28 protein-coding genes are annotated in these 26,533 nt (G+C 50.4%); 13 read left to right on the top strand and 15 right to left on the bottom strand.

Annotation, left to right across the window (positions count from 1 at the left end):
- Nucleotides 1-258: 258 nt before the first annotated feature.
- Nucleotides 259-516, bottom strand: coding sequence for a hypothetical protein (locus tag AC07RN_RS07320; protein ID WP_478335991.1), 258 nt, complete (start codon nucleotides 514-516; stop codon nucleotides 259-261).
- Nucleotides 517-1,000: 484 nt separating this feature from the next.
- Between AC07RN_RS07320 and AC07RN_RS07315 the strand changes: the two genes are divergently transcribed.
- Nucleotides 1,001-1,219 carry a cold shock domain-containing protein gene (locus AC07RN_RS07315; RefSeq protein ID WP_407440021.1) on the top strand — a complete coding sequence of 73 codons (219 nt, stop codon included), beginning with the start codon at nucleotides 1,001-1,003 and terminating at the stop codon, nucleotides 1,217-1,219.
- A gap of 302 nt (nucleotides 1,220-1,521) precedes the next feature.
- Here the strand turns inward: AC07RN_RS07315 and AC07RN_RS07310 are convergent, their stop codons facing one another.
- The 7 genes from AC07RN_RS07310 to AC07RN_RS07280 all read right to left on the bottom strand — a co-directional run bounded on the left by AC07RN_RS07310 (nucleotide 1,522) and on the right by AC07RN_RS07280 (nucleotide 7,491).
- Entirely contained in the window at nucleotides 1,522-1,680 is a 159-nt protein-coding gene (locus AC07RN_RS07310) for a YnfU family zinc-binding protein (RefSeq protein ID WP_216979987.1), read from the bottom strand.
- Nucleotides 1,681-1,942: 262 nt separating this feature from the next.
- Entirely contained in the window at nucleotides 1,943-2,176 is a 234-nt protein-coding gene (locus AC07RN_RS07305; RefSeq protein WP_015959498.1) for a hypothetical protein, read from the bottom strand.
- A 289-nt stretch (nucleotides 2,177-2,465) separates the two neighbouring features.
- Nucleotides 2,466-3,182, bottom strand: a complete 717-nt coding sequence (locus AC07RN_RS07300; protein ID WP_478335990.1) for an ABC transporter ATP-binding protein — start codon at nucleotides 3,180-3,182, stop codon at nucleotides 2,466-2,468.
- Nucleotides 3,179-4,054 carry an ATP-binding cassette domain-containing protein gene (locus AC07RN_RS07295; RefSeq protein ID WP_478335989.1) on the bottom strand — a complete coding sequence of 292 codons (876 nt, stop codon included), beginning with the start codon at nucleotides 4,052-4,054 and terminating at the stop codon, nucleotides 3,179-3,181. Before AC07RN_RS07295 ends, AC07RN_RS07300 begins: the two co-directional genes overlap by 4 nt.
- Nucleotides 4,051-5,340: a high-affinity branched-chain amino acid ABC transporter permease LivM gene (gene livM / locus AC07RN_RS07290; RefSeq protein WP_478335988.1), complete on the bottom strand. Its 1,290-nt coding sequence runs from the start codon at nucleotides 5,338-5,340 to the stop codon at nucleotides 4,051-4,053. The genes AC07RN_RS07295 and livM overlap by 4 nt, the downstream gene beginning before the upstream one ends.
- An 11-nt stretch (nucleotides 5,341-5,351) precedes the next feature.
- A complete protein-coding gene (locus AC07RN_RS07285; protein WP_449554176.1) occupies nucleotides 5,352-6,266 on the bottom strand; it encodes an ABC transporter permease subunit in 915 nt (304 codons plus the stop codon).
- Between the two features lie 103 nt (nucleotides 6,267-6,369).
- Nucleotides 6,370-7,491 (bottom strand): branched-chain amino acid ABC transporter substrate-binding protein, encoded by a 1,122-nt coding sequence (locus tag AC07RN_RS07280; protein WP_015959493.1) that lies wholly within the window; start codon nucleotides 7,489-7,491, stop codon nucleotides 6,370-6,372.
- Nucleotides 7,492-7,973: 482 nt separating this feature from the next.
- On the opposite strand from AC07RN_RS07280, the gene AC07RN_RS07275 reads away from it, so the two are divergent.
- Nucleotides 7,974-8,642 (top strand): YecA/YgfB family protein, encoded by a 669-nt coding sequence (locus AC07RN_RS07275; protein WP_015959492.1) that lies wholly within the window; start codon nucleotides 7,974-7,976, stop codon nucleotides 8,640-8,642.
- A gap of 39 nt (nucleotides 8,643-8,681) precedes the next feature.
- Here the strand turns inward: AC07RN_RS07275 and tyrP are convergent, their stop codons facing one another.
- Nucleotides 8,682-9,893 carry a tyrosine transporter TyrP gene (gene tyrP, locus AC07RN_RS07270; RefSeq protein ID WP_478335987.1) on the bottom strand — a complete coding sequence of 404 codons (1,212 nt, stop codon included), beginning with the start codon at nucleotides 9,891-9,893 and terminating at the stop codon, nucleotides 8,682-8,684.
- Between the two features lie 249 nt (nucleotides 9,894-10,142).
- Here tyrP and AC07RN_RS07265 point away from each other — a divergent pair, with 249 nt between their 5' ends.
- Together AC07RN_RS07265 and AC07RN_RS07260 are read left to right on the top strand one after the other, a co-directional pair.
- Nucleotides 10,143-10,484 (top strand): hypothetical protein, encoded by a 342-nt coding sequence (locus AC07RN_RS07265; protein ID WP_478335986.1) that lies wholly within the window; start codon nucleotides 10,143-10,145, stop codon nucleotides 10,482-10,484.
- Nucleotides 10,485-10,551: 67 nt separating this feature from the next.
- Entirely contained in the window at nucleotides 10,552-10,791 is a 240-nt protein-coding gene (locus tag AC07RN_RS07260) for a YecH family metal-binding protein (RefSeq protein ID WP_015959489.1), read from the top strand.
- A 30-nt stretch (nucleotides 10,792-10,821) separates the two neighbouring features.
- On the opposite strand, the gene ftnA is transcribed toward AC07RN_RS07260, so the two are convergent.
- From ftnA to AC07RN_RS07245, 3 genes are all read right to left on the bottom strand, one after another.
- Nucleotides 10,822-11,319 carry a non-heme ferritin gene (ftnA, locus tag AC07RN_RS07255; protein WP_478335985.1) on the bottom strand — a complete coding sequence of 166 codons (498 nt, stop codon included), beginning with the start codon at nucleotides 11,317-11,319 and terminating at the stop codon, nucleotides 10,822-10,824.
- 218 nt (nucleotides 11,320-11,537) lie between these two features.
- Nucleotides 11,538-11,876 (bottom strand): YecR family lipoprotein, encoded by a 339-nt coding sequence (gene yecR, locus AC07RN_RS07250; protein ID WP_478335984.1) that lies wholly within the window; start codon nucleotides 11,874-11,876, stop codon nucleotides 11,538-11,540.
- A 104-nt stretch (nucleotides 11,877-11,980) separates the two neighbouring features.
- On the bottom strand, nucleotides 11,981-13,786 hold the full coding sequence (locus tag AC07RN_RS07245) for an HD domain-containing phosphohydrolase (RefSeq protein WP_478335983.1): 1,806 nt from the start codon (nucleotides 13,784-13,786) through the stop codon (nucleotides 11,981-11,983).
- Between the two features lie 618 nt (nucleotides 13,787-14,404).
- On the opposite strand from AC07RN_RS07245, the gene AC07RN_RS07240 reads away from it, so the two are divergent.
- Nucleotides 14,405-15,043 carry an RpiB/LacA/LacB family sugar-phosphate isomerase gene (locus tag AC07RN_RS07240; protein ID WP_478335982.1) on the top strand — a complete coding sequence of 213 codons (639 nt, stop codon included), beginning with the start codon at nucleotides 14,405-14,407 and terminating at the stop codon, nucleotides 15,041-15,043.
- Between the two features lie 57 nt (nucleotides 15,044-15,100).
- On the opposite strand, the gene AC07RN_RS07235 is transcribed toward AC07RN_RS07240, so the two are convergent.
- The gene (locus AC07RN_RS07235) at nucleotides 15,101-16,522 is read right to left on the bottom strand and encodes an MFS transporter (RefSeq protein ID WP_478335981.1); all 1,422 of its coding nucleotides are present in this window, start codon (nucleotides 16,520-16,522) and stop codon (nucleotides 15,101-15,103) included.
- A gap of 213 nt (nucleotides 16,523-16,735) precedes the next feature.
- Here AC07RN_RS07235 and azuC point away from each other — a divergent pair, with 213 nt between their 5' ends.
- Complete coding sequence (gene azuC, locus AC07RN_RS07230; RefSeq protein WP_014832437.1) at nucleotides 16,736-16,819, top strand: stress response protein AzuC; 84 nt, start codon at nucleotides 16,736-16,738, stop codon at nucleotides 16,817-16,819.
- Between the two features lie 107 nt (nucleotides 16,820-16,926).
- Nucleotides 16,927-17,178: a DUF2766 family protein gene (locus tag AC07RN_RS07225; RefSeq protein ID WP_015959482.1), complete on the top strand. Its 252-nt coding sequence runs from the start codon at nucleotides 16,927-16,929 to the stop codon at nucleotides 17,176-17,178.
- A gap of 80 nt (nucleotides 17,179-17,258) precedes the next feature.
- Here AC07RN_RS07225 and AC07RN_RS07220 read toward each other — a convergent pair whose 3' ends face one another.
- Together AC07RN_RS07220 and AC07RN_RS07215 are read right to left on the bottom strand one after the other, a co-directional pair.
- Complete coding sequence (locus tag AC07RN_RS07220) at nucleotides 17,259-18,602, bottom strand: anaerobic C4-dicarboxylate transporter (RefSeq protein WP_478335980.1); 1,344 nt, start codon at nucleotides 18,600-18,602, stop codon at nucleotides 17,259-17,261.
- A 169-nt stretch (nucleotides 18,603-18,771) separates the two neighbouring features.
- Nucleotides 18,772-19,275 carry a non-heme ferritin-like protein gene (locus AC07RN_RS07215; protein WP_015959480.1) on the bottom strand — a complete coding sequence of 168 codons (504 nt, stop codon included), beginning with the start codon at nucleotides 19,273-19,275 and terminating at the stop codon, nucleotides 18,772-18,774.
- A gap of 435 nt (nucleotides 19,276-19,710) precedes the next feature.
- On the opposite strand from AC07RN_RS07215, the gene AC07RN_RS07210 reads away from it, so the two are divergent.
- The 6 genes from AC07RN_RS07210 (at nucleotide 19,711) to otsA (ending at nucleotide 26,530) form a co-directional block, all read left to right on the top strand.
- A complete protein-coding gene (locus tag AC07RN_RS07210; RefSeq protein WP_478335979.1) occupies nucleotides 19,711-20,268 on the top strand; it encodes a DJ-1/PfpI family protein in 558 nt (185 codons plus the stop codon).
- Nucleotides 20,269-20,583: 315 nt separating this feature from the next.
- Nucleotides 20,584-21,573, top strand: coding sequence for an arabinose ABC transporter substrate-binding protein AraF (gene araF / locus AC07RN_RS07205; protein ID WP_478335978.1), 990 nt, complete (start codon nucleotides 20,584-20,586; stop codon nucleotides 21,571-21,573).
- A gap of 66 nt (nucleotides 21,574-21,639) precedes the next feature.
- Entirely contained in the window at nucleotides 21,640-23,154 is a 1,515-nt protein-coding gene (gene araG, locus AC07RN_RS07200) for an L-arabinose ABC transporter ATP-binding protein AraG (RefSeq protein WP_478335977.1), read from the top strand.
- Between the two features lie 14 nt (nucleotides 23,155-23,168).
- On the top strand, nucleotides 23,169-24,149 hold the full coding sequence (araH, locus tag AC07RN_RS07195; protein WP_015959476.1) for an L-arabinose ABC transporter permease AraH: 981 nt from the start codon (nucleotides 23,169-23,171) through the stop codon (nucleotides 24,147-24,149).
- Between the two features lie 175 nt (nucleotides 24,150-24,324).
- Nucleotides 24,325-25,131, top strand: coding sequence for a trehalose-phosphatase (otsB, locus tag AC07RN_RS07190; RefSeq protein WP_478335976.1), 807 nt, complete (start codon nucleotides 24,325-24,327; stop codon nucleotides 25,129-25,131).
- Entirely contained in the window at nucleotides 25,106-26,530 is a 1,425-nt protein-coding gene (gene otsA / locus AC07RN_RS07185) for an alpha,alpha-trehalose-phosphate synthase (protein WP_015959474.1), read from the top strand. The genes otsB and otsA overlap by 26 nt, the downstream gene beginning before the upstream one ends.
- Nucleotides 26,531-26,533: the final 3 nt, after the last annotated feature.

Genomic DNA, 26,533 nt, shown 5'->3' with positions numbered 1-26,533 from the left:
TACCGTCAACAGGATACTTTTCTGTATCTGGCATACTGTTACCTTATAAAGATCATATTCCGCAGCAGATATGAAATATTAAAAGAGTTTGAAGTATGGAGGTGGGATGAATTTTTTAGCATTGAACATGCCGATATGACGATTGCCTCAAATACTGATCTTAGTGGCTCTTACCTCATATCACAGCCAATCAATAACACTGCGTGAAAGGTCAATTTCTGCGACATCACACAGTGTTATGCATTGATAAAACTTCGATTAACCAAGTGAATTTTCGAGGTGTTTTATTGCGGCTTCATAGGCTAACGCTTCGTCAACGGAAGCGCTCGTTTCGTAAATATGCACATACTTGCGGGTAAGGTGCTGAATCAGCATTTTTGGCGTTATGTGGTCAGCTACGCCGGCCTGGATAATGTCAAAGACAGCACTGCCTATGACTCTGTCAACATCGTTTGTGACGAATTCGTTGGATGAAAAGCTAAACATGTCGCTGTCCTGCATTGTTAATGTATACATTTAAGCATACACGCCTTACTTCATTCGTGTACCACGCGGTCGTCGTTTTCAGACATTTGTGATTACCATCCGATAATTTGGTCCAGAAAGGCAACTCGATAGTCTGCTTCATATGACTCCTCCGGGATAGAAGCGATGTGAAGAAGAATGAAGAAAATTAAGACGTTAGACATTGTTTGGCAGTCTTTAAATCTTGACCTTATAACAGGTAAAAGCGCTTTGAACGTGTGGGGGATAATCTTCTCTTGAAAGGCTTTCGGCCCGGCAAAATGTCATAGCACATGAGATGGATAGTAAAGAATGCTTTGCTTATTGTCACCGTCCGTGCCTTAATGTCCTGATAAGTTCGATGTACAAGCGAACGTAAACATTTTATCGGGCAGTCCTCATTACCAGGTGCTATCGCTGATACCCTTCCTTCTGAGTCCATACGTTTATTATTATACGTTTATTACCCCACTCATCATGCGTAATAGGAGTCAATATGTCCTCAAGAATCAGAGGCCTGGTAAAGTGGTATAAAGAAGATAAAGGTTTTGGTTTCATCTCTCCTCTTGATGGAGGCAAAGATATCTCAGTTCATGTTTCGAATCTTAAGGGTGATAATTGTCAAACCCTATTTGAAGGACAGAAGGTTGAGTACACTATTTATAATGGTAACAAAGGTCCCGCTGCTTCTAACGTAATACTTTGTGATAAATAAATAGGTGTGGTTCTGCGATATCGAGGGGAAGGATGCCCGAGCAGGCATAACTGTAAGATGATTGAAAGGCCGAAAATTTTTAAAATGAGGCCAGCATCTTTTCAGTTGTGCTGACCGGAATGATGAAGCGCAGGCCTCTCGCATGAACAGTCTAAAAGTTGACGTTAACTGACAGTATAAACAGTAATGAGCATCAATGATTAGACGGCCTACAACAGCATCATTTTTGGTATTCCCTAAACTATGGCTAAATATGGGGCGTTAGTTGCAACGCTCATCATATCTGCAACAATTTTTTGCAGTCATTTTGATGACTTGAACAAGGTGCTGCAAAACGGGCAGACCAGCTGGGAACCTTTTTGAACGCGACTAAAACTGTGTTCTGAGTCTTTAGAACAGTTTGGGCATGGGCATTTGACTAAATAATTACGACGGGTTTGTGAATTTTTACGTCCAGACATAGGCATCTCCTGATATAAGGGACGACCACGATACACGTTTACTATAATAATTACTCGTGTTTTTTACGATGTATTAGGAAATGCCAGGGATTTGGAAATACAAGTTTTTTCTGAGAAAAATCTACCGGTATCGTCTGTAATGATGCTCATAATATTTGAGCGAATAGCAGATATCATTTAATCCGCATCTCATATCCCTATTTTGATGAAGAAGCGCTCATTCTTTCATGCCCGGAAAATGTTTAGCGCGCAGCGCCATCGTCTACAATCTTCCGTTTACCTTTTGGTTATCCCTGAGCACTTCGATAGCGGTTTGCATTGCGACTTTGTTATCTCTGCCTGATAGTTTTTTTTGTGTAACCTGCAGGTATTCAAGGAGCGTGCGAGTGTTGATTGGGCGGCCTGTTTTACCGACTTCGAGCACTGCATTACCCAGAATGATTTTTACGGGTGGGAGCTGGGCTGGGTACCAGTCGAGGGTGTCTTCTGATTTCATGACAAATTTCTCTTGGAAGGGCAGTGTACCACAAATTGAGTCAGCCGGCGCGTTGACAGGATAGTCCATGTTGTACAATGCCACTCAAACTCCTCGCCATAATGAATTATTGAGCTAAATAACGCCTGAGTTTTTATGAACAACATGCGTGATGTTAAAATCCTTCGGCACTTGCGGTCTGCGAATTCAAGTCTTGCGCCATTTACAAGGGAAAGCGAAGAATAATCAAAGCAATATGCCGTGTTGTGAAAGCTCCGAAAGCTGTTTTATTAACCAAATTCCCCGTGGATTACACGCCGCCCAAATACGCTTTTCGCACATCTTCATTACCTAACAGTTCCTCGCCGCTACCGCTCAGTCGGATTTGCCCGTTAACCATTACATACCCGCGATCGGAGAGCTTGAGCGCGTGATGCGCATTTTGCTCCACTAAAAAGATCGTCATCCCGTTTCGTGCCAGTTCGCGCAGCGTCTGGAAGATTTGTTTTACCACAATTGGCGCAAGCCCAAGACTTGGCTCATCGAGCAGCAGCAGTTTTGGACGACTCATCAGCGCGCGCGCAATCGCCAGCATTTGCTGCTCTCCCCCGGACATGGTCATCGCCCGCTGTTTGCGTCGCTCTTTCAGTCGCGGGAATAAATCAAACATAGTTTGCAGATCGTGCGCGGCATGTTGGTTACCCACAGGAATGGTCCCCATCAGCAAATTTTCTTCAACGGTCATATCCGGGAAAATACGTCGACCTTCGGGGGCCTGCGCGATGCCGCCTGACGCCACATAATGCGTTGATTGATGGCTGATATCCTCGCCGCAAAAGAGGATCTGACCTTTTCGAATGCGGGGCTGGCCAAAAATGGACATCAATAGCGTCGATTTTCCCGCGCCGTTAGCACCAATCAGCGCCACGGTTTCGCCTTTATTCACCTGCAAAGAAACCTGCTTTAATGCCTGAATCACGCCATAAAAAACATCCACGTCCTTAAATTCCAGCATCGTCCCGCTCATACGCTGACCTCGCTTTCATCGGTGCCCAGATAAGCGGCGATAACCTTCTCATCATGCTGGATTTCATGCGGTTTACCCTGTGCAATCACATCGCCATGGTCGAGCACAATAATGTGATCCGAAATCTCCATCACCATTCCCATATCATGTTCAATCAGCAAGACCGTGATCGCATGATGGCCACGCAAAAAACGAATGATTTTACTCAGCGCACGCGTTTCGACGGGGTTTAATCCCGCGGCGGGTTCATCCAAACACAGCATTTCCGGCCCCGTACACATCGCACGCGCGATTTCGAGACGCCGCTGCTGGCCGTAGGACATCTCGCCCGCCAGGCGGTTAGCGCAATCCACCAGATCCACCACTTCCAGCCAGTAAAACGCCCGATCAAGCGCATCGCTTTCCGCGCGACGGTAGGCGGGAGTATTTAGCACCCCGGCAATCAGGTTACGGTTAACGCGCATGTGCTGCGCAACCAGCAGGTTTTCCACCACAGACATTTCCCGAAAAAGACGGATATTCTGGAAGGTACGCGCCAGCCCAGCGCGGTTGACCAGGTGCGTCCCGCCAAACATTTTGTAGAAAATACGCCCGCCAAGTTGCGCCGGATTGATCCAGTCACCGGGCTGGAATTTTTGTCCAAGAACCTGAATCACGTTCGTGGTTTTGCTGCGCGTATTGAACAGGATCGTGCCGCCGGAGGCTTTGTAGAAGCCGGTCAGGCAGTTAAACACCGTGGTTTTCCCAGCGCCATTCGGGCCGATTAAAGCGGTTATTGAGCCACGCTGGACGTCCAGATTCACATCGTTTAGCGCTTTAATGCCTCCGAAATGCATCATTAAATGTTCAACGTTTAGTATCGTCCCGTTCATGGCGCGACTCCTTTGCGAACCGCAAATCCACTGCGGTTAATGCGAATCAGACCGCGTGGCCGCCAGATCATCATCACGACCATCAGCATGCCGAATAACAGTACGCGGTATTCCGCAAAGCTACGCAACAGCTCTGGCGTCACGGTGAGGACGAATGCGGCTAACACGACGCCGACAGTCGATCCCATTCCGCCTAAAACGACGATGGCGAGGATTAGCGCGGACTCAAAAAACGTAAAAGAAGTGGGGTTTACAAATCCCTGATAGGTCGCGAAGAACACCCCGGCAATGCCTGCTGTGGACGCCCCAAGGGTAAACGCCGAGAGCTTGACCAGTACATGATTAAGCCCCATCGAACGACAGGCGATTTCGTCCTCGCGCAACGCTTCCCACGCGCGTCCCATTGGCATACGCGTCAGGCGGTGTTTGACATACAGCACCAGCAAAACGACCAGCAGCAGAACGACATAGATGAAAATAAACTTAAGGTTGGGGTTGTAGGTCAGATGGAAAAACTCATGGAACGGCACGCCGCCTTCTTTGGCTCGTCGTCCAAATTCAAGGCCGAAAAAGGTGGGAGGAGGGGCCGAAACGCCGTTTGGACCGCCGGTAAAGGTCAGCCAGTTGTTGAGAATTAGACGGATAATTTCCCCAAATCCGAGCGTCACTATCGCCAGATAATCGCCGTGCATGCGCAGAACCGGGAACCCCAGCAAAGCCCCCGCAGCAGCGGCCATCAGGGCCGCCAGCGGCAGCATAGTCCAGAATCCCAGGCCCAGATATTGATAACCCAGCGCTAAACCGTAGGCGCCAATCGCGTAAAACGCAACGTATCCCAGGTCCAGCAGACCAGCGAGGCCGACAACGATATTCAGCCCCAGCCCCAACAGGACATAAATCAGCCCAAGGATCGCTACCGTCAGCACATATTTTGTGGCGATAAACGGGAAACAGACCGCCAGCGTCAGTACCAGCGGGATAATCCAGCGCATCCGACTTTTGTATTCTGGTGGCCGCACGTAAACGCCCGCGTTATCGGTGTCGAATCGCGATAAAAACCGTGAACCCACAGCCGTCATCAAAAACGCGCTCAGTAAAAAGCGTCCCGTCACCACGGTGGCAACGATCCATGCCAGCCGTCGTCCTTCAAAGTTGAAACTGTAGCCATCCAGCACCACGCCAACGATGGGGCCAAAAATGATTAATGCGACCATGCCGGCAAAGATGGCATCCAGCACGCAGCGTTTGAGTGAGAAACCGTCGTGCACATCTGTTTGCGATTTCATATTTGACTCCCTCATACTTTGGCGACAACCGGGCGGCCAAGCAGTCCCTGAGGACGAAAAATGAGGATCACCACCAGTAATCCAAACGAGAACACATCTTTGTAGTCAGAATTCACCATTCCCGAAAATTGTGCCTCGGCTATCCCGAGAATCAACCCGCCCAGCATTGCGCCGGGCAACGAACCAATGCCGCCGAGAACCGCAGCCGTAAAGGCTTTTATGCCGATAACAAACCCGACGTAAAAATCAAACGTGCCGTAGTTCATGGTAATCAACACACCCGCCAGACCTGCCATAGATGCACCAATCACGAACACCAGCGAAATAATCCGGTCGGTGTTGATCCCTAAAATCGACGCCATTTTGCGATCCTGTTGCACGGCGCGGCACATACGTCCTAATCGCGTATTGCTGATTATCCAGGTGAGCAGGAGCATGCCCGCGAACGAGGCAATCAGAATAAAGACTTTGGTATAGGTGACTTGAACAAACCCCTCACCAATGTGAAAACGGAACACGCCATCCAGCATTGTGGGCACGCCTTGTTGACGCGGTCCCTGGCTGATTTGCGCGTAGTTTTGCAGGATTAGCGACATCCCGATGGCCGAGATCAGCGGAGCCAGGCGCGTTGAGTTTCGCAGCGGTTTATAGGCTATTCGTTCAATCGTCCAGCCGTATACGCCCGTCACGAAGATGGTGAACACCAGCGTGCCGAGGATTAATAACGGAAATGACTCCAGACCAAACCAGGCGAGCAGCGCCAGGCCGATGGCGCTGAGATAGGCGGAAATCATATACACTTCGCCATGAGCGAAATTAATCATCCCGATAATGCCGTACACCATCGTATAACCGATGGCAATGAGTCCGTACACGGAACCCAGCGTTAGGCCGTTGATCAACTGCTGAAGAAAGAATGTGCTCATCACCGCGCGCTCGTGTTATGGGCTGCACGACACATGCGTGCAGCCTGATGTGTATATCGCGTCGATTCGCAATGCTATCGACGTTGAGCGTGACGCCGTTCCGTTACGGCACTTCGGTATATTTCCCTTTGTCATCCCACTGATACACCACGTAGTCGGAGACTTTCAGGTCACCCTTGTCATCCCAGGCTTTTTTACCCATCACCGTTTCAACCGGATTGGCTTTCAGCCAGGCGCTGGCTTTGGCTGAATCCGTACCGCCAGTCGCTTTAAAGGCTGCGGCGATGGCTTGAACAGAAGCGTAGGAATAAAGGGTGTAACCTTCGGGTTCAAACTTGCTGGTGCGGAATTTCTCGATGACGGCTTTGCCGTCGGGGATCAAACGCGGATCTTTGCCAAAGGTCATGTAAATGCCGTTGGTGTATTTCGGGCCACCCGCCGCGGTGACCATCTCTTCGTTGACGATACAGTCGCCGGAGAAGAATTTGGCCTGCACGCCTTGCTCACGCATCTGACGCACCAGCGGTCCTGCTTCCGGGTGACACCCGCCGAAGAACACGACATCAGGTTTTTGCGCGCCGATTTTGGTGACCAGGGCGTTAAAGTCTTTTTCACCGCGCGAGAGGCCTTCGTACATCACATCTTTTACGCCACGTTTTGCCAGTGCGGCTTTCGTCGCATCCGCCAGTCCCTGACCGTAGGTGTCTTTATCGTGAATGATCACTACCCGTTTGGCCTTCAGCTTATCGATAATAAAATCGCTGGCGACTTTCCCTTGCTGGTCATCACGTCCGCACATGCGGAACATATCGCTCATGCCGCGTTCGGTGATCAACGGATTGGTCGAGCCGGGAGTGATAGCCAGAATGCCGGCATCGCTATACACCTCAGAAGCCGGCATGGTAGACGATGAGCAGAAATGGCCGACAACCGCTTTGACTTTGTCCTGATCAACCAGACGGTTAGCGACGGAGACGGCCTGTTTTGGCTCGCAGGCGTCATCACCCTGAACCAGCTTAATCTTTTCGCCGTTGATCCCACCGGCGGCATTGATATCTTCTGCGGCCTGAGTCGCCCCATGCCAGTACTGATCGCCATAGGTTGCGTTCGGGCCGGTGAAGGGCCCCGCGACACCGATGACGATATCCGCCTGGGCGGAAAATGCCGTGACCAGACAACCTGCTAATACAAGAGAAAGGGGACTTCTGATTAATTTCAGCGACATTATTATGTTCCTTAGCAAAGAGGTTTTTGCACCACGGTCTAAACCTGAACGGCATATGGCGCAGTCAATCCAAAAACAAAAGCGAGAACAAAATGCACGAAACAAACGCGAGCCTGACAATATCCTGCTGATACGACGAGATTTCCTGTCACCCTCTACGGGCAGGAACATTAAGCAAGCAAAATGGCTGCCAGAGTGAATAACCCATTGCGGGTTTTTGACTTATTTCAGTATAGAGTGCCGTTTTACGCCACCTGGCACCGTGAACTGAAATTACAGCGGGGATCACATCTCGTTAACAATAAAGCCCGCCACGTGGGCAACGGTCACGATTCAAGCTATCTTGCACCAGGAAAGCCCATGGAGAATATGGTGTTATCGGCGTGTAAACAGCATGCTCCACGCGCCTGGAACTGGCGTTTGAGAAGTCCTTTGGCATTGTGTGATAAAATCGTTTTCTTTTTTTATCAGGAGTGTCTGCAATGACTGAAGGCCCATTAACTGAAAATGAACTGGAGTGGCTGGAAGAGACGTTAATGTCTTACGGTCATGAGGATGCGTCTGTGATTGACGTTTCCGAGCTTGACGGCATGCTTACCGCGGTTTTATCGGGTCCGGTTGTCGTTGAACCCGATACCTGGCTGGTGGCGGTGTGGGGCGGTCAAAAGTATGTTCCGCGCTGGAAAAACGATCGCGAAATGAACCGTTTTATCGATCTCTGCTTTAAGCATCTGAACGATATTGCCGAGCGACTGAGTGACTATCCCGATCAGTTTGAACCAGTCTTCGGCGTTAACGACGTGGACGGGAAAAGCTATACCGTGGTGGAAGAGTGGTGCTATGGCTATATGCGCGGGATGGCACTGACCGACTGGTCATCGTTGCCGGAAGAGCTGAAAGCCGATTTAGACATCATTACGCTGCACGGAACGGAAGCGAATGCCGAACAACTGGATGAACTAACCGAAGACGAATATCACGCCAGCATTGAACGAATCAAACCGGCGGCGCTTCGTTTATACAACTACTGGGTGGCGAACCCACAATTGACCGTGGCGCAACAGCCGATTATCAATGGCGCGAAAGTGGGTCGTAACGATCCTTGTCCGTGTGGCAGCGGTAAGAAATTCAAAAGCTGCTGTTTGCATTGATTGCGCTGATAAAAAAGGGCTCATTATGAGCCCTTTTTGTTAACCGACTTCCGGTAATAATCCTGCTGCAATCGAGAACTGCACCAGGATAACCACAATCCCGCAGGTGAATACCATCGCCAGAAGCGTTTTTCCCCCCCACACCCTATAGCCTGAATCAGGATGCTGCTGGCGGCTTTTCCACGCCAGAAGGGAAGGGAGCAGCAGCGCAAGCACGGCTAACGCCACACCCGCGTAGCCCAGTGCCATCACAAATCCGCGTGGATAAAACAGCGCAAAGGCGAGTGGCGGCAAGAACGTCACAACGCCCGTCTGGATACGTCCCCCGACGGAGCGACGGCGCTGGAACAGGTCCGCCAGATAATCGAACAGACCCAGCGCCACGCCGAGGAAAGAGGTCGCCAGCGCAAGGTCGGCAAACAGATGAACTGCCAGCTCAACGTGCGGCGAGGCCACCACGTCACGCAGCGCCTGTAAGAATCCATTCAAACCGGAATGGTCAGCCATTAAGCCGATAAACGTCGATGAATCGATGCTGCCCAGCGTCACCAGTTGCCAGAAAATATAGGCAATTAATGGAATGGCGCTGCCGATAATAAACACACGACGCAGCTTGCGAATATCACCATTCATGTAGCTCACGATGCTCGGCACGCTGCCGTGGAAGCCAAATGAAGTGAATATCACCGGGATGGCAGAAAGTGCCAGCCCCTGCTGCAGCGGAAGTGTCAGTAAATTCACTTTATGCACATGCGGGGCGAGTAGGACAAGCATCACCACCAGGAAAATAATTTTGGCGCTAAACAGAAAACGGTTAAACAGGTCGACGAGAGAGGTCCCGACACACACCACGCCGCCACCGATTAAGGTGAAAAAGATAACGCCGGTCGCCGGGGAAATGCCCGCGCCAAACCAGTCGTTCACACTGGAGGCGATCAATTCACCCGCGCCGCTCATATAAGCCGCAGTCAGCGCGTACATCAGGAACATCATGCTGAAACCGGTGATCCATTGACCGTAGCGACCCAGATAGCGTGCCGCCAGCGAACCAAGTCCGGTGTCCGCAGGAACGTGCTGGTAGACTTCAAGCAGCAGCAACGCCGTGTAGCACATCAGTGCCCACAGGCAGACTAAAAGCAGGAAGGTGACGCTGAAACCGACACCTGCGGCGGCTAGCGGCATCGCCAGCATTCCTGCGCCAATCGTCGTGCCTGCGACGATAAAAATACTTCCCAGAGTTCTATTTCTCACGCTTTCCTCTACCGCAACATCAAATCGCAACCCATTCTGCGGCGCAGAGTAAGTGAAAAGCGCCACTTCGTCAAATCACCGTTACAAGAAGTGTAATAAAATGTTTACGATTTGGGCTGGGCGTCATATTTAGGGCAAGTGGCTGATACTTTTGGGGGTTTTGCCTACTTCATAAGGGCAATATTTTTGCGCGAAAATTAGGCGTACCTTAAACAGTCAATATAAATAATCAACAAAAGTGAGAAGGCGATGGCAGGGGATAATCCATTTAAGGCCGCCTGGAGCCGTTCGGGCAATTTGCTGTGCCACGGGCACTGGATTATTCACTGGAACGGCGAGGCGCTGGAACTGCCTGAGCCGCGTCGCGAAAAAGATATGGAGACGTGGGCGATCTACAACATTATGGATCCGGACGATGAGATTTTTGCCCAAGGCTTGAAAGAGGACGAGTGGATAATTGAACACGTCGACTGGCTAACCGATCTGTTCTTCGACAATGGCATTCCGCTCGAAACCGACAATTATCGCGCTTTTTATCAGGCGATTAACCCTCATGACTGGCGATGCACCAGCTGTGCCGGGTGCATGTAAACCTGTGCCAGCGCAAGGCGCGACGCGGACTTCGCGTGTAGTCTGTGCCTTTCTTTGCGGAGGGGTTATGACGTCAATTCACGGGCACGAGGTGCTCAACATGATGCTGGAGTCTGATGAGCACTATTCGGAAACCAGCCTGATTCAGGCTATTCATATGCGATTCGGCGATAGCGCCCATTTTCATACCTGTTCTGCTGAAAATATGACGGCCGCGCAGCTGGTGGAGTTTCTGAAGAATAAAGGGAAATTTATTCCCTTAAAGGAAGGGTTTTCTACGCACGAAAGTAAAATATGTCAGCATTAAAAAAGGGAGCCAATGGGCTCCCTTTTTTAATTAATTCTGTGTGTCGAGCGTGGCAAGCTCTTTATCAATAAAGTACAGACCTTCGCCGGATTTACCTGCCAGTGATAATTTATCCAGAACGGATTTAAACAATTTCTCTTCTTCGTGTTGTTCTGCCACATACCACTGCAGGAAATTAAAGGTTGGATAATCCTGACCAATCATCGCAGCGTGGGTTAATTCATTAATTTTTTGCGTAATCAGCTGTTCATGTTCGTAGGTTGCACGGAACAGTTCATCCAGAGACGCATACTCCGCGAAAGGGGACGCAACAGTGTTGATGCGCGGCAGACTGCCGGTATCAGCCAGATAATCAAATAGACGCTGCATATGCGTCATCTCTTCCTGAGCGTGACGACGCAGAAATGCGGCCGCGCCTTCAAAGCTGTGGAAGCTGCACCAGGCGCTCATCTGTTGATAAAGCAGGGATGAAAAAAGCTCAAGGTTCATTTGCTCGTTGAGCTTATCGATCATTTCAGTTTTCAGCATGGTGCGGCTCCATATAATTATTAATGAGTCGGGCAGAGCGACACTATAATTTGTTATTAAATTATTTGCAAAAGGTAAAATAAAGATATTATTTATTAAAATACGAATGGGAATAAAACGCATTGGCAATGATATAATATATTAATGAGAATTGTTCTGTTTCCGATTTGAATACGCTGCCAGTGCCATTCTGGCAGCACTATTATTAATGCCTACTATTAATAATAGGTTTGCTTTGCCGAGGGATTAATTGCATAACCCTGGCATTTATACTGGATAGTCACGCTTTCATTCAGGCACACCGAACCGCTGACAACCGTGCAGGTTTTTATCGGCTGCCCATAGGCTGAAGCGGTCGCGTAACCCATCGCCTGGCATTCTTGCGTCGCCGTGCCGTTCGTCACGTAAGAATCATAATGGCTATTTTGCAGTATTGCCTGACCCATATTGAGCCTCACAACGCCGCTGGTGCTGTCCGCGCTGTTCACTTCGGCCTGGCGGGTCACATTACAACCCGCGAGCAACAGAAGCGCGCCTGCAAGGAATAATTTCTTCATATTTCGCTCTGAGTCATTGAAAACACTCTATCCTACCGCCTGATGCGACACTCAATGCCAGGAATAGCCCGTCAATCCGCGCTTTCTCTTCGCAACGACGGCGCTTAATCCGCCAGGCTGTCAAAAATGGTGCGAAACTTGAGATGGTGTTTGCGGAATAACGCGATGAGTTGCGGATCAAAATGGCGTCCTGCACCATCAAAGATCACCTCGCATGCCTGTTCGTGACTAAATGCGGGTTTATATACGCGTTTTTGCCGCAATGCGTCGTACACATCGGCCAAAGCCAGGATGCGCGCTTCTAATGGGATATTCTCGCCGCGAAGCCCCTCTGGATATCCGCTGCCGTCCCATTTTTCGTGATGGAAGTGAATAATATTTTCCGCGACCGGACCCAGCGTCAGGCCCTGAATAATCGTATAGCCTTTCGTGGTGTGCAGTTTCATTTCGCTAAATTCCTGGGGCGTTAGCGGCCCTTGCTTACGCAAAATGCGATCGGGGACGGCGATTTTCCCGACATCATGCAGGGAAGCGAAATGTTCAATTTCTGCGATCATCTTGCGGGATAATTTCAACTCACGGGCCATCATTGCGCAGTATTTCGCGACACGCTGGATATGGCTTCCGGTCTCGTCATCGTGCGCACGGTTGACCTTTTCGAGCGCCTGCACAATATTGCGGTTTATTAACCGATTCTCTTTTATATGGCGGCGCATCATTATCAGCATAAACAGGCTAAACAGGGCGGTTACAAGCAATATCACACTGACAATTTTTAGCGTGTTTTTGGTTAAATCAGGAAAGAAATCACGCTCTTCCTGGCGCTCCAGTTGTGTACGGAAACTGGAAAGACGGTGAACCTGCGTAAGCAGTTGAAAGAGCGGGTGATCGGGCTGAACCCAGGGGCCGACAATAAATTCTGATCGCGTGACGCCTGCCACTTTTAGCACGCCACGAAACAGTTCATTGCCGCGAAGCGTCGACTCCAGCGAACTTAAGTCGCCGAGAATATAGTCAATTTTGTTATTTTCGATGGCATCAATGAGACCGTTGAGGTTGTGTTGGGTCACGATCACGACGTCATTACCGAATCGCTCCTGTAAATAACGGGCCGAGAATGACCCCTCCAGCACGCCGACACGCTGGCCGCGGATACTCTCCTCATCCCACAAAAACGGTTGTTTAATTCGGTTGTAATAGAGGTTGTGCCAGGCAATATCCGGCCCAATTCGACCTGCGGCATGCCCGGTATTGCTGCTTTCGGCGACATCTACAAGACGAATCGGCCAGTGCTGTTTTTCCAGCGTCTCGGCATAATTGTCAATAAAATGCACCTCCACTTCCATGCCGAGTAATTCGCGCATGTCATTGATCATATTGATCGCCGTTCCCTGGTAACCGCGGTTGTCTTTCCAGATTATTGGCGCAAAATTTTCGTTTTTAGGTAACCAGATTTCCAAAGGATTATTGGCCAACCAGTCTTTTTCAGGGTTTGAAATCGCAATTCGACTGAGAAGATACTGACGCTTGCTCTCTTCCAGCGCCTTGCGTAAGGCCCCGCTGCGGTAACCCTCGCCAATAAAAGTATTCACCTTTTCACGTAAATCGCGCAGCTCCGGGCTGAACCCTAACACTACGGGGATGCGCAATTCGGGAAAAGGGTGGGAAAGCAGGTAGTAGCGCTGGGTGTTTTCCATTTCGCTGGCGTCATTAATGTAGAAATCTGCTTTGCGCTCGCTCAGCAAGCGGAAGGCTTCTTCGCTGGTGGCGACCAGGTGAATCGAGCGAAATGTCAGATCCGGATAACGCTTTTGCACGCTCTCCAGCGTGGCATCATTCTGGCGAAACAGAACGCGCGCGTTCGTCAACTCTTCCGCTGTATTCACCGACATCGATGGGCTTGCAGCCACCACCTCGTTGATAAAAAGCTGTGATGAGAGGATTTTGGTGCGTGCCCTCGACTCTGTTCGCAGGACTCCGGCATACACTCCGTAGCTATCGGCATTAAAACGCTGTCCGATTTCAGGCCCACCGACCGGCCTGAGTTCCAGATGTGTGTCATATTTGAGGTTAATCGCGCGCACGAGTTCGGGGTAGAAACCCTGTAATTCACCCTGAGGAGTGCGCCAGAATTCGAAACTGTCGGCGTTATAAATCCAGACGGGAACGGGGGTTGAATCAGGTGTGGGTTGTGCAAAAGATATTCTTGCCCAGAGTAGGACATAAAGTATAACTAACCCGATTAGCCATGTGATGCGAGGCTTGTGGCGGCGCATATTTACAAATATTCCCCAAAGGATTTTATTGTCTTTTAAATGCAGTCTAGCTAACTGCCGGATCCGCGAGTGAAAATTTCTTCAGTTTATGCGGGCGCACAAATTTCAACGGCAAAACAGAAATGTGTGAAGTTGCCTTAATTTTTTAAAACATTTTTTCAGTTAATTTGAAAGTATGTTTGCCAGATAGTAGAGTTGAGTGGACGAGCTATCTGTGGCGGGAAAACCCGCATCGCATTCAGGAGATAAAGAATGAAAATTGCACTGATGATGGAAAACAGCCAGGCGGCAAAAAACGCCATTATTCTTAATGAATTGAAAGCGGTAGCCGATGAAAAAGGCTTCCCGGTGTTTAACGTTGGGATGAGCGATGAGAACGATCATCACCTGACGTACATCCACTTGGGTATCATGGCCAGCATTCTGATCAACTCTAAGGCTGTTGATTTCGTCGTGACCGGCTGCGGCACCGGCCAGGGCGCGTTGATGTCTCTGAACATCCATCCTGGCGTGAACTGCGGCTACTGTATCGATCCGGCTGACGCCTTCCTGTTTGCCCAGATCAACAACGGTAACGCACTGGCGCTGCCATTTGCCAAAGGCTTCGGTTGGGGCGCGGAATTGAACGTGCGCTTTATCTTTGAAAAAGCATTCACTGGCCGTAAAGGTGAAGGCTACCCACCAGAGCGTAAAGAGCCGCAGGTCCGTAATGCCGGTATCCTGAATCAGGTTAAAGCCGCGGTAGTGAAGGACAACTATCTGGATACGCTGCGTGCAATCGACCCGGAACTGGTGAAAACCGCCGTGTCAGGTCAGCGCTTCCAGCAGTGCTTCTTTGAAAACTGCCAGGACGAAGAGATTGAAGCCTTTGTTCGCGGTATCGTCGGCTAATCTTACGATAAGTCGATAAGTCGATAAGTCGAAAAGCCAGCATCGCGCTGGCTTTTTTTATTCTCTTTTTTTCGAGACCGCGCTGCCTGCATCTTTGGTCAGACTCAGCGTATCAAACATTCCGACCAGACAGATGATGGCGATAGCGACAAAGGCCAGCCGGAAGCTCAGACCGGGGATCGCAGCCATACCTAGCGCATGACTCACTTTCTCACCAATGCGTATCCCAATTGCCCCCAACGTAATTCCCAGCCCCACGGCGAGCTGCGTGGCCGTCGAAAACAGGGTGTTGGCGTAACTCATCTGCGCGGAAGGCACGTCAGAAAAGGCCAGTGTGCTGACGGCGGTAAACTGAATGGAACGGAAGACTCCGCCCAGATACAGGATCAGCAAGGTAAGCCAGACAGGCGTTTGCGGTGTAATCAGTGCGCAGGCCAACAGCGACAGAACGTTCAATGCACCATTGATCAGCAGCAATTTCCGAAAACCCAGGCGGCGGATGAGCGGCGTTGTCGCGGGTTTGATGGTCAGGTTACCGACGAAAACGGCCAGTACCAGCAGGCCAGAGTGAAACGCATCCATACCAAAGCCGACCTGAAACATCAGCGGTAGCAGGAAGGGAACGGCACTAATAGAGGCACGAAACAGGGAACCGCCGTACATCGTCACCCGAAAAGTGGGTACCTGCATGGCGTCCAGGCGAATCATTGGCCAATTGGCGCGTTGGAAATGGCGCAAAGCGTAAAATAACGTTACGCAACCGATAGCCAAAAGCGCAATTGTCACAACGCTATCCGTCTGCTGAGCGCCCATTGACTCCATCGCGTACACCAGACTCACCATGGCGATGGTCGTTGCAATAAATCCTGGCAGGTCAAACGGGCGGCGGGCATCTTCATGCAAATCCGGAATAATACGCAGCGCCAGAATAATCGCGATGATCCCAAGCGGGACATTAATAAAGAAGATCCAGCGCCAGTCGGCGTAGCTGGTAATAAATCCGCCGAGCGGTGGCCCGATTATCGGCGCAACCAGAGCAGGCCAAGTTAACGTTGCGATAGCGGTAATCAGCAGATGCTTCGGTGTGGTGCGCAGGACGGCCAGTCTCCCCACGGGCACCATCAGAGCGCCACCCATGCCTTGTAATATGCGCATGGCGACAAACTGATCGACGGTTGTTGATAAGCCGCAAAATACCGATGCCAGCGTAAAGATGGCCAGCGCAACCGCAAACACCTTTCGAGCGCCAAAGCGATCGGCAATCCATCCGCTGGCGGGGATCAGGACCGCAAGCGTGATGAGATAAGCGCTGATACCGATGTTTAACTCTACCGCCTCAACGCCAAAACTCTTCGCCATATCCGGAAGGGCAGTCGCAATCACGGTTCCGTCGAGAAACTCCATAAAGAACGCGCCGGCGACTAAAAGTGCCGCTGGGGATATCCCCCGGCTCTGCTTCTCGCTGATATTTTCTGTCATCTTTACCTTGCCGTATCAAAAAAATTATAAAAATTTACTGGAACTTATAAGGTGCTAACTCACGGATTTGTCGGTGTTTTTATTAACAACCTGGCAGCATTGTTGGTTTGTTAACTGTGATGTACATCACATAATCATTGATTTTTGTGACTCTGGTCATATTATATGCGAATGGAGAATTACACCTGCATAACAAATTACCGGAGCATGACCATGAAACTGCGCAAAATCCTGAAAAGCATGTGGGCCAACTACTGCAATACGTTTAAAGACGTACCGCCAGGCGCAATGTTCTGATGAAAAAACCTGCTTCGGCAGGTTTTTTTATGTCTGCGATCGACGAGAGGCAAGATGAAAGGGCTGGCGTTTTGCTACTATGGCGCTCTTTATTAAAGGAGCACCCTATGTCTCAAAATCTGAGCGCCGATCAGGAACTGGTATCTGACGTCGTCGCGTGCCAGTTGGTTATCAAACAAATCCTTGATGTATTAGACATTATCGCACCCATCGAAGTGCGTGAAAAAATGTCCACCCAACTGAAAAACATCGATTTCACCAGCCATCCTGCTGCAGCGGATCCGGTTACGCTTCGCGCAATCCAAAAAGCTATCGCGTTAATCGAACTCAAATTCACACCGCAGGGTGAGTCGCACTAAAATAAACCGATGTTTTGAAATTAGAAAGGTTTTTGATAAAAAACGCAGAGGGCGACGGAGAACGTCGCCCTGTTGGCAGGTTAAAAGAAGGTTTGTACCAGCAGATAGCTTGCTGCACAGGCGCAGCTGACGCCGATCAGACCCGGTAAAATAAAGCTGTGGTTGATGATAAATTTACCGATGCGCGTGGTTCCGGACCGGTCAAAGCCGATACATGCCAAATCACTCGGGTAAGTTGGTAGGACAAAGTAGCCGTACGATGCCGGGAAGAAGGCAATCAGCATTTTGGGTTCGATGCCTAACATCAACCCCATCGGAGCGACCGCCGTCAACGCGGCAGCCTGGCTGTTCACCAGCTTAGAAACCAAAAACAGCACGATGGCGTAGGTCCACGGGTGGCTTTTCACCACTCCTTCCAGCGCCATTTTCAGCTCGTCGAGGTGGGCCTGGAAAAATGTATCACTCATCCAGGCAACACCGAATACCGAGAAAATCGCCACCATACCGGCTTTAAACACCGCACCGTTCGAAATGGCAGAGGCATTGACCTTACACACCATCAGCATAACGGCCCCTGCAATCAGCATCATCATTTGAATCACCAGATTCATCGACAATGCCGTCATTTTCCCTTTAATTTCAAAAGCGGGACGTAAGTCTGGAAGTGCACCCAGCAGGACCACGACGGCTATCCCGGCAAAGAAAATCCACGTGGACCAGTAAGATTCTCTAGGGAAGCGTTGATTCATTAAGGTTTCAGTACTGCCGAAGATAAACTCGCGCTGTTTGGGATCTTTTATCTTTTCCTGAAACTCCACGTCATCAGCCAGATCTTTCCCGCGACGTAGGCTCCAGAGTGCGGCGATCATTACCCCAAAAAGCGAGGCGGGAACGGAAATGGCCAGGATCTCAAGAATCCCCCACGCCTGTCCAATTCCGTGCTGGGCACCAATGATGGAAACCAACGACACCACTGCAACAGAAACGGGCGAGGCGGTAATCGCCATCTGTGAAGCGATAGATGCCACCGCCATAGGACGTTCCGGACGAATCCCTTTTTTTAGCGCGATATCAGCGATAATTGGAAACATGGTATAGACCACGTGTCCCGTACCGCACAGGAAAGTCAGCATCCAGGTGGTGAAAGGAGCGAGGAGGGTAATGTGCTGCGGATGGCGCCTCAGCAGGCGCTCGGCAAACTGCATCATCACGTTCAACCCGCCAGCAGTTTGTAACGTCGCCGCGCAACCAATCACCGCCAGAATCGTGAGCATCACGTCAACAGGCGGTTTGCCGGGTTGCAATCCAAAAATAAAGGTTAAAATGAACAGGCCGATGCCGCTTATCAGCCCAAGCCCCATGCCGCCAAACCGTGTTCCAACCAGCAGGCAAAGAATGATGACTACAAACTCGATGGTGATCATGAAGCTCCCTCGTCAATAATAATGAAATTGACTAAATCATTTCATTTTGTATGGGTATTGGCTGGGAGCCAGATCAGATTTGTTAAATTTCAATAAAAGCAATGAGTTGGTAACGAATAATTAACATATAGAGTGCGGTCTGCGGATCGGTCGGCCGCAGATCACAACATTAATGGCGCTGGCAATTCACCAAATTCAGTAAATGCTGATCGGTTTGCTCAGCACAAAGTCCTGCACATTTCGCACTACGTACTTCATCAAGAATGGTTTTCAGCAATACACCGTCGTGCTGCTGGTCTTTTTCCATATCATGTAAAAAATCTAGCGTCGCGCTGTCCTGGAGGAATTCTGCTTCATCGGCGAGTTTGTTCAGCGTGGTAAAACGTGTTTCATAATCGTCGAGCGTTTTTTGGAACAGCTCTTCCAGAGAAGAATAAGAGCCATCAGTCATATTCAGTGCTTTTACCACCGGATTACCCCCGGCACTTTTCATAAAGTCGAAGACACGCATCATTTGCGTAATGTTGCTTTGCGCCTGGTTGCGCAGGAAAGTGGCTGTACCGTTGAGACTGTGCTCGGCGCACCAGTCGCTTAAATGGAGATAAAGGTTTGAGGTGTTGAACTCAAGATTCATTTGGGCGTTGAGTTTCTGAATCATTCCTGGTGTCGTCATAATAATATCCTTATTTCTGGAACCCGATCATTGATACAAGAATAGAGCTGTCAGCATGTCCTGAATGTGATCGACTGTTCACTTTCTTTACTGACTAAAATCAGCATAGCGTTATCGCAGCTCTAAGAAAATGCTTAATCGGTTGGATTTACGAAGAATGACATTTTTTATTATTTAGTCACGTATTTTGGGTAGCCCTATTCATATTTATCGGAAAGTAAAAATATTATATTGCGCATAAATTACAGCTTGTTAGAGGGTTTATTCTCTTCGACATCATAAATGTCATGACCTTATCATTCTCGCTAGAGAGCCTATTTTGAGATGGATCACTTTAACTAAAATACTCAAAACTGTGATCCAAACGTATTTTTGATTTTGCACTTTCCATGAGGATGAAACGATGTTTTAAATTCTTTCAAATATGGAGGCTTTATGGCGAAAGTCGCGATGTTGTTAGCACCAGGATTCGAGGAAGCAGAAGCAATTATCACCATTGATATTCTGCGACGTATGCACATCGACGTTGAAATGCTGGCCTGTGCCGAGTCGCGAGCGGTGGTGAGTTACCATGATATTCCTATGGTGGCTGACAGCACGTTACGGGAGCGGATGGATACCCTGTACGATGCCGTGGTATTGCCCGGTGGGCCACAGGGCAGTGTGAATCTGGCTGCCAGTCAGGACGTTATCCGTTTTATATCCATGCATGATGAAGCGGGCAAATTAATATGCCCCATTTGTTCTGCAGCGGCGCGGGTATTGGGCGGGAATGGGCTGCTCAAGGGGCGGCGCTATGTTTGCTCTGGCGATTTATGGCAATCCGTAACCGATGGCGAATATATCGATGCGCCCGTCGTTGAGGATCAAAACCTGCTGAGCGGAAAAGGTCTTGGACATGCGTTCGATTTTGCCCTGACGCTCGCGGCACGTTTATTGGATGATGAAACGCCGGTTCGCGATCATGCCGATCACATTTACTACGCCTGGTAAATTCTGAGCCGGGCGCTATGGCGTTCGGCTTACAGGGACTTCTTAGCTGACCTTATGGATAATCTTGCTTAACCCCTTCTCATTTGTCCGACAAAACCCGTCATTTTTATGTCATTTCTCGCTGAATCTATGCACGCAATTACTGTAATTCTGCGGTGTGATGGCGCTCTCTTATGGATGATTAATTTCCCGCTAAAACTATCTTCAGCACTAGCACTTATAACAGGTTTTCTCTAATGCCTTGTTTTAAGTCCGATTAAATAAAAAGTACGTCTTTGTTCCCTACATAAAAGAACGCTAAAGCTGGAGATAACCATGCACAAATTTACTAAAACGCTCGCGGCCATCGGTCTGGCTGCCGTTATGTCACAATCCGCTATGGCAGAGAATTTAAAACTCGGTTTTTTGGTTAAACAGCCAGAAGAACCCTGGTTCCAGACTGAGTGGAAATTCGCCGATAAAGCCGGGAAAGACCTGGGCTTTGAAGTCATTAAAATCGCCGTTCCCGATGGCGAAAAAACGTTAAATGCGATTGATAGCCTGGCGGCCAGCGGCGCGAAAGGTTTCGTGATTTGTACGCCAGACCCGAAACTCGGCTCAGCCATTGTGGCAAAAGCGAAGGGTTACGGGATGAAAGTCATCGCGGTTGACGATCAGTTTGTTACCGCAAAAGGCAAACCGATGGATACCGTTCCACTGGTGATGATGGCGGCTACCAAAATCGGGGAACGTCAGGGCCAGGAACTCTATAAAGAGATGCAGAAACGCGGCTGGGACGTGAAAGAAACCGCCGTGATGGCGATTACGGCCGATGAGCTGGATACCGCTCGTCGCCGCACAACGGGCTCTATGGATGCACTGAAAGCCGCAGGTTTCCCGGTAGCGCAAATCTATAAAGTACCGACGAAATCGAACGATATCCCAGGCGCATTTGATGCCGCTAACTCCATGCTGGTTCAGCATCCTGAAGTGAAACACTGGCTGGTGCTGGGCATGAACGACAACACCGTGCTGGGCGGCGTGCGTGCAACGGAAGGACAGGGCTTTAAAGCCGGTGATGTGATTGGCATAGGGATTAACGGCGTTGATGCGGTAAGTGAATTGTCGAAAGCACAGGCGACCGGTTTCTATGGCTCCCTGCTGCCAAGCCCGGATGTCCATGGCTATAAATCCAGCGAAATGCTCTACAACTGGGTGACCAAAGACGCCGAGCCACCGAAGTTTACGGAGGTCACTGATGTGGTGCTGATCACCCGTGACAACTTCAAAGAGGAGCTCGCCAAAAAAGGACTGGGCGGTAAGTAATTCGTTGTGATTGTGCCCCTCATTCACGAGGGGCCAGCCGTACACTACTGGAATCACGGAGACGTTATGCAACAGTCTGACCCGTATCTCTCTTTCCGCGGCATCGGTAAAACGTTTCCCGGTGTTAATGCGCTGACCGATATCAGCTTTGACTGCTATCCGGGTCAGGTTCATGCCCTGATGGGCGAGAACGGCGCGGGAAAATCCACGCTGTTAAAAATCCTCAGCGGAAACTATTCCCCTAGCACAGGAACCATCGCTATTCGTGGTGAAGAGATGGCGTTTGCGGATACCACCGCTGCGCTGAATGCCGGGGTCGCTATTATTTATCAGGAGCTGCATCTGGTCCCTGAGATGACGGTGGCGGAAAATATTTATCTGGGGCAACTCCCGCACAAAGGCGGTTTCGTTAATCGCTCATTACTCAATTATGAAGCCGGGCTGCAGTTAAAACATCTGGGCCTGGATATTGATCCGCAAATCCCTTTGAAATACCTGTCAATCGGTCAGTGGCAGATGGTGGAGATTGCCAAGGCGCTGGCGAGAAACGCGAAAATTATCGCCTTTGATGAGCCAACAAGTTCACTCTCCGCGCGTGAAATCGAAAATCTGTTCCGCGTCATTCGCGAACTGCGCAAAGAAGGGCGCATCATTTTATACGTTTCACACCGTATGGAAGAGATCTTTGCCCTGAGCGACGCGATTACCGTTTTCAAGGATGGTCGCTATGTGCGTACCTTCACAGACATGCAGCAGGTCAATCATGATCAGCTGGTGCAGGCGATGGTAGGACGCGAGTTGGGCGATATCTATCACTGGCAATCGCGGCCGTACGGCACCGAGCGTTTGCGCCTTGAGAATGTGAAAGCACCCGGCGTAAGAACGCCAATCAGCCTGACGGTGCGCAGCGGCGAAATCGTCGGCCTGTTCGGTCTGGTGGGCGCTGGACGCAGTGAATTAATGAAAGGGCTGTTTGGCGGGACGCGCATCACGGAAGGCCAAGTCTACATCGACGGCCAGCCGATAAATATCCAAAAACCCGCGCACGCGATTCGCGCGGGCATGATGCTGTGTCCAGAAGACCGTAAAGCCGACGGCATCATTCCGGTTCACTCGGTTCGCGACAACATTAATATTTCAGCGCGGCGCAAGTTTATCCGTGCGGGCTGCCTGATTAATGACGGCTGGGAATCCAGCAATGCGGATCATCATATTCGTTCGCTGAATATCAAAACACCGGGCGCTGAACAGTTGATCATGAACCTCTCCGGTGGCAACCAGCAGAAGGCGATTCTGGGCCGCTGGCTGTCAGAAGAGATGAAGGTCATTTTGCTCGATGAACCGACCCGCGGCATCGACGTTGGGGCCAAGCACGAGATCTATAACGTCATCTATGAACTGGCAAAACGCGGCGTGGCAGTGCTGTTTGCTTCCAGCGATCTTCCCGAAGTGCTTGGCGTTGCAGACCGCATCATCGTGATGCGCGAAGGCGATATCGCCGGCGAGTTACACCATGAACAGGCGAATGAACAACAGGCGTTGAGCCTCGCCATGCCTAAAGTCAGCCAGGCTGTCGCCTGAGTAAGGAGTTAATGATGTCCTCTGTTACTACATCGCAAACGCAGAAGTCGGCTTTTAGTCTTGGTCGAATTTGGGATCAATACGGAATGCTGGTGGTGTTTGCCGTCCTGTTTATCGGCTGTGCGATATTTGTGCCTAACTTCGCCAGCTTCATCAATATGAAAGGCCTCGGGCTGGCGATTTCCATGTCTGGCATGGTGGCCTGCGGCATGCTTTTCTGTCTGGCTTCCGGTGATTTCGATCTGTCCGTTGCCTCGGTGATTGCCTGCGCTGGCGTAACAACGGCTGTTGTCATCAACATGACGGAAAGCCTGTGGATCGGCGTTTTTGCCGGCCTGTTGCTCGGTATGCTCAGCGGCCTGGTGAACGGCTTTGTTATCGCGCGTCTGAAAATCAACGCCCTGATTACAACCCTTGCTACCATGCAGATTGTGCGCGGTCTGGCGTACATCATCTCTGATGGTAAAGCGGTGGGTATTGAAGACGAGCGCTTTTTTGCGCTGGGCTATGCCAACTGGCTGGGTCTGCCCGCGCCAATCTGGCTCACGGTGGGCTGCCTGATCATTTTCGGTTTCTTGCTGAACAGAACCACTTTCGGACGCAACACGCTGGCGATTGGTGGTAATGAAGAAGCCGCGCGTCTGGCGGGTGTCCCGGTTGTGCGCACGAAGATTATTATCTTTGTGCTTTCCGGGCTGGTGTCGGCAGCGGCGGGGATTATTTTGGCTTCGCGAATGACCAGCGGACAGCCAATGACGTCGATTGGTTATGAGCTCATTGTCATCTCAGCCTGCGTTTTGGGCGGCGTATCGCTCAAAGGCGGCATCGGAAAAATCTCATATGTGGTGGCGGGTATCTTGATCCTCGGCACGGTAGAGAACGCCATGAACCTGCTGAACATCTCCCCGTTCTCTCAGTACGTGGTACGCGGCCTGATCCTACTGGCGGCGGTGATTTTCGACCGTTACAAGCAAAAAGCGAAACGCACCGTTTAAGCGATTTTCCCCTCCCAACGACCCAACTTTTAAGTCTAGTCGTCCCCCCCAACCGCTTGCCAGCTTTGCTGGTAGGCGGTTTGCTAAATGGCGAGCCCCGTCACACTGTCTATACTTACATGGCTACTGAGATGCTAACCGTTTCGACATCTCTCAAACTGTAAGGAGGACAAGGGTGGCAGACACGTTAACCGTACCGCCTGTGCTGACCGGAGATTACGCATTCTTTTTCGATCTCGACGGGACGCTGGCCGAGATCAAACCGCATCCCGACGAGGTGGTTATACCTGCCGATATTCTCCGGATGTTGAATCAGCTATCAGAACTGAATCAGGGCGCTCTGGCATTGATATCAGGGCGCTCAATGGCCGAACTTGATGAACTCGCAAGGCCTTACCGTTTTCCGCTTGCCGGTGTGCACGGAGCGGAGCGCCGCGACATCCATGATCAATCGCATATCGTCTCTCTCCCTGAACCGCTCGTGAAGGCGCTGCATGCGAAACTTACGACGGCGCTTTCTCATTTTCCGGGGACGGAACTGGAGGCAAAAGGGATGGCCTTTGCGCTGCACTATCGCGGTGCCCCTGAGCATGAGCAGGCCATAACCGAGCTTGCGGCCTCTGTTGTTGAGGCTAACACTCTGCTGGCGATTCAGCCGGGCAAATGCGTGGTTGAAATCAAACCAAGAGGCATCAACAAAGGCGAGGCGCTTAAGGCGTTCATGGCCGAATTGCCGTTTAAAGGGAGAACACCTGTCTTTGTCGGTGACGACCTGACCGATGAAAGCGGTTTTAGCGTCGTGAATCAGGAAAAGGGTATATCAGTAAAAGTCGGGCAGGGTGAAACCTGTGCGAATTGGCGACTGGCGAGTGTTGCCAGCGTCTGGCAGTGGATCACTGAAATCGCTAACCAGCAACAACAAGAAAAAATAGCGCATCAAAATAGGAGAAAACATTATGGGTCGCTTAGTCGTAGTCTCTAACCGTATTGCGCCACCGGATGATAAAAAATCCAGCGCCGGGGGTCTGGCGGTAGGGATTTTGGGTGCCTTAAAAACAGCGGGTGGACTCTGGTTTGGCTGGAGTGGGGAAGTCGGTAACGAAGATAAGCCATTACAGAAAGTCACGCGGGGAAATATCACGTGGGCTTCGTTTAATCTGAGTGAACAAGATCACGAGGAGTATTACTCCCAGTTCTCAAACGCTGTGCTGTGGCCTGCGTTTCACTATCGTCTGGACCTGGTGAAGTTCCAGCGAGACTCGTGGGAAGGCTACACGCGGGTCAATGCGCTGTTGGCGGATAAACTGCTGCCTCTGATCGAAGAAGACGATATTTTGTGGATCCACGATTATCACTTGCTTCCGTTTGCCAGCGAGTTGAGAAAACGGGGCGTGAACAATCGCATCGGTTTCTTCCTGCATATTCCCTTCCCGACGCCGGAAATTTTTACCGCCATTCCACCGCACGAAGAGCTGCTGGAAGGGCTGTGCGATTATGACCTGCTGGGCTTCCAGACTGAGAATGACCGTCAGGCATTCCTTGAGAGCGTCGCGGGCAAAACGCGTCTGACCACCCACAATGGAAAATCCCATCAGGCATGGGGGAAAACCTTTGATACCGAAGTGTATCCGATTGGGATCGAGCCAGACGAAATTGCGGCTGACGCCTCCGGGCCGCTGCCGCCCAAACTGGCTCAGCTTAAAAATGAGCTGAAAAACGTTAAAAACATTTTCTCCGTCGAGCGACTGGATTACTCAAAAGGGTTGCCAGAGCGCTTCCAGGCTTACGAGCGGCTGCTGGAGAAGTATCCTCAGCATCACGGTAAAATTCGTTATACGCAGATTGCACCGACGTCGCGTGGCGAAGTACAGGCCTATCAGGACATTCGTCATCAGCTAGAAACCGAAGCCGGACGCATCAACGGGCGCTATGGACAGCTGGGCTGGACGCCTCTCTATTATCTGAATCAACACTTCGAGCGAAAAGTGTTGATGAAAGTGTTCCGCTACGCCGAGGTTGGCCTGGTGACGCCGTTGCGTGATGGGATGAATCTGGTCGCAAAAGAGTATGTGGCTGCGCAAGATCCTAAAGACCCCGGTGTGCTGGTTCTGTCGCAGTTTGCGGGGGCGGCCAATGAACTCACCTCGGCGCTGCTGGTCAATCCGTACGACAGTGATGACGTGGCGAATGCGTTGGATCGGGCGCTCAAAATGCCGTTAACGGAACGCATTTCCCGACATGCGGAGATGATGAAGGTGATTCGCGAAAACGATATAAATCACTGGCAAGAGACGTTTATCCGCGATCTCAAGCGTACGACTCCCCGCAGCGTGGAGAGCAACCTGCAAAAAAAGATCGCAACCTTCCCTAAACTCGCCTGATCG

It is taken from the genome of Lelliottia sp. GFLA7 (genome assembly GCF_056490165.1).
This window is presented reverse-complemented; position numbering and strand designations above follow the sequence as displayed.

What these genes read in the sequence shown, in the direction of transcription:
- livM (WP_478335988.1), bottom strand. Translation starts at nt 5,340, where the DNA reads ATGAAATCGCAAACAGATGTGCACGACGGTTTCTCACTCAAACGCTGC.
- araF (WP_478335978.1), top strand. Translation starts at nt 20,584, where the DNA reads ATGCACAAATTTACTAAAACGCTCGCGGCCATCGGTCTGGCTGCCGTT.
- AC07RN_RS07220 (WP_478335980.1), bottom strand. Translation starts at nt 18,602, where the DNA reads ATGATCACCATCGAGTTTGTAGTCATCATTCTTTGCCTGCTGGTTGGA.
- araH (WP_015959476.1), top strand. Translation starts at nt 23,169, where the DNA reads ATGTCCTCTGTTACTACATCGCAAACGCAGAAGTCGGCTTTTAGTCTT.
- AC07RN_RS07305 (WP_015959498.1), bottom strand. Translation starts at nt 2,176, where the DNA reads ATGAAATCAGAAGACACCCTCGACTGGTACCCAGCCCAGCTCCCACCC.
- AC07RN_RS07210 (WP_478335979.1), top strand. Translation starts at nt 19,711, where the DNA reads ATGGCGAAAGTCGCGATGTTGTTAGCACCAGGATTCGAGGAAGCAGAA.
- AC07RN_RS07215 (WP_015959480.1), bottom strand. Translation starts at nt 19,275, where the DNA reads ATGACGACACCAGGAATGATTCAGAAACTCAACGCCCAAATGAATCTT.
- AC07RN_RS07310 (WP_216979987.1), bottom strand. Translation starts at nt 1,680, where the DNA reads ATGTCTGGACGTAAAAATTCACAAACCCGTCGTAATTATTTAGTCAAA.
- AC07RN_RS07320 (WP_478335991.1), bottom strand. Translation starts at nt 516, where the DNA reads ATGTATACATTAACAATGCAGGACAGCGACATGTTTAGCTTTTCATCC.
- AC07RN_RS07315 (WP_407440021.1), top strand. Translation starts at nt 1,001, where the DNA reads ATGTCCTCAAGAATCAGAGGCCTGGTAAAGTGGTATAAAGAAGATAAA.
- azuC (WP_014832437.1), top strand. Translation starts at nt 16,736, where the DNA reads ATGAAACTGCGCAAAATCCTGAAAAGCATGTGGGCCAACTACTGCAAT.
- AC07RN_RS07280 (WP_015959493.1), bottom strand. Translation starts at nt 7,491, where the DNA reads ATGTCGCTGAAATTAATCAGAAGTCCCCTTTCTCTTGTATTAGCAGGT.
- AC07RN_RS07240 (WP_478335982.1), top strand. Translation starts at nt 14,405, where the DNA reads ATGAAAATTGCACTGATGATGGAAAACAGCCAGGCGGCAAAAAACGCC.
- AC07RN_RS07235 (WP_478335981.1), bottom strand. Translation starts at nt 16,522, where the DNA reads ATGACAGAAAATATCAGCGAGAAGCAGAGCCGGGGGATATCCCCAGCG.
- AC07RN_RS07300 (WP_478335990.1), bottom strand. Translation starts at nt 3,182, where the DNA reads ATGAGCGGGACGATGCTGGAATTTAAGGACGTGGATGTTTTTTATGGC.
- AC07RN_RS07295 (WP_478335989.1), bottom strand. Translation starts at nt 4,054, where the DNA reads ATGAACGGGACGATACTAAACGTTGAACATTTAATGATGCATTTCGGA.
- ftnA (WP_478335985.1), bottom strand. Translation starts at nt 11,319, where the DNA reads ATGCTGAAAACTGAAATGATCGATAAGCTCAACGAGCAAATGAACCTT.
- AC07RN_RS07275 (WP_015959492.1), top strand. Translation starts at nt 7,974, where the DNA reads ATGACTGAAGGCCCATTAACTGAAAATGAACTGGAGTGGCTGGAAGAG.
- AC07RN_RS07260 (WP_015959489.1), top strand. Translation starts at nt 10,552, where the DNA reads ATGACGTCAATTCACGGGCACGAGGTGCTCAACATGATGCTGGAGTCT.
- yecR (WP_478335984.1), bottom strand. Translation starts at nt 11,876, where the DNA reads ATGAAGAAATTATTCCTTGCAGGCGCGCTTCTGTTGCTCGCGGGTTGT.
- AC07RN_RS07285 (WP_449554176.1), bottom strand. Translation starts at nt 6,266, where the DNA reads ATGAGCACATTCTTTCTTCAGCAGTTGATCAACGGCCTAACGCTGGGT.
- araG (WP_478335977.1), top strand. Translation starts at nt 21,640, where the DNA reads ATGCAACAGTCTGACCCGTATCTCTCTTTCCGCGGCATCGGTAAAACG.
- AC07RN_RS07265 (WP_478335986.1), top strand. Translation starts at nt 10,143, where the DNA reads ATGGCAGGGGATAATCCATTTAAGGCCGCCTGGAGCCGTTCGGGCAAT.
- AC07RN_RS07225 (WP_015959482.1), top strand. Translation starts at nt 16,927, where the DNA reads ATGTCTCAAAATCTGAGCGCCGATCAGGAACTGGTATCTGACGTCGTC.
- otsA (WP_015959474.1), top strand. Translation starts at nt 25,106, where the DNA reads ATGGGTCGCTTAGTCGTAGTCTCTAACCGTATTGCGCCACCGGATGAT.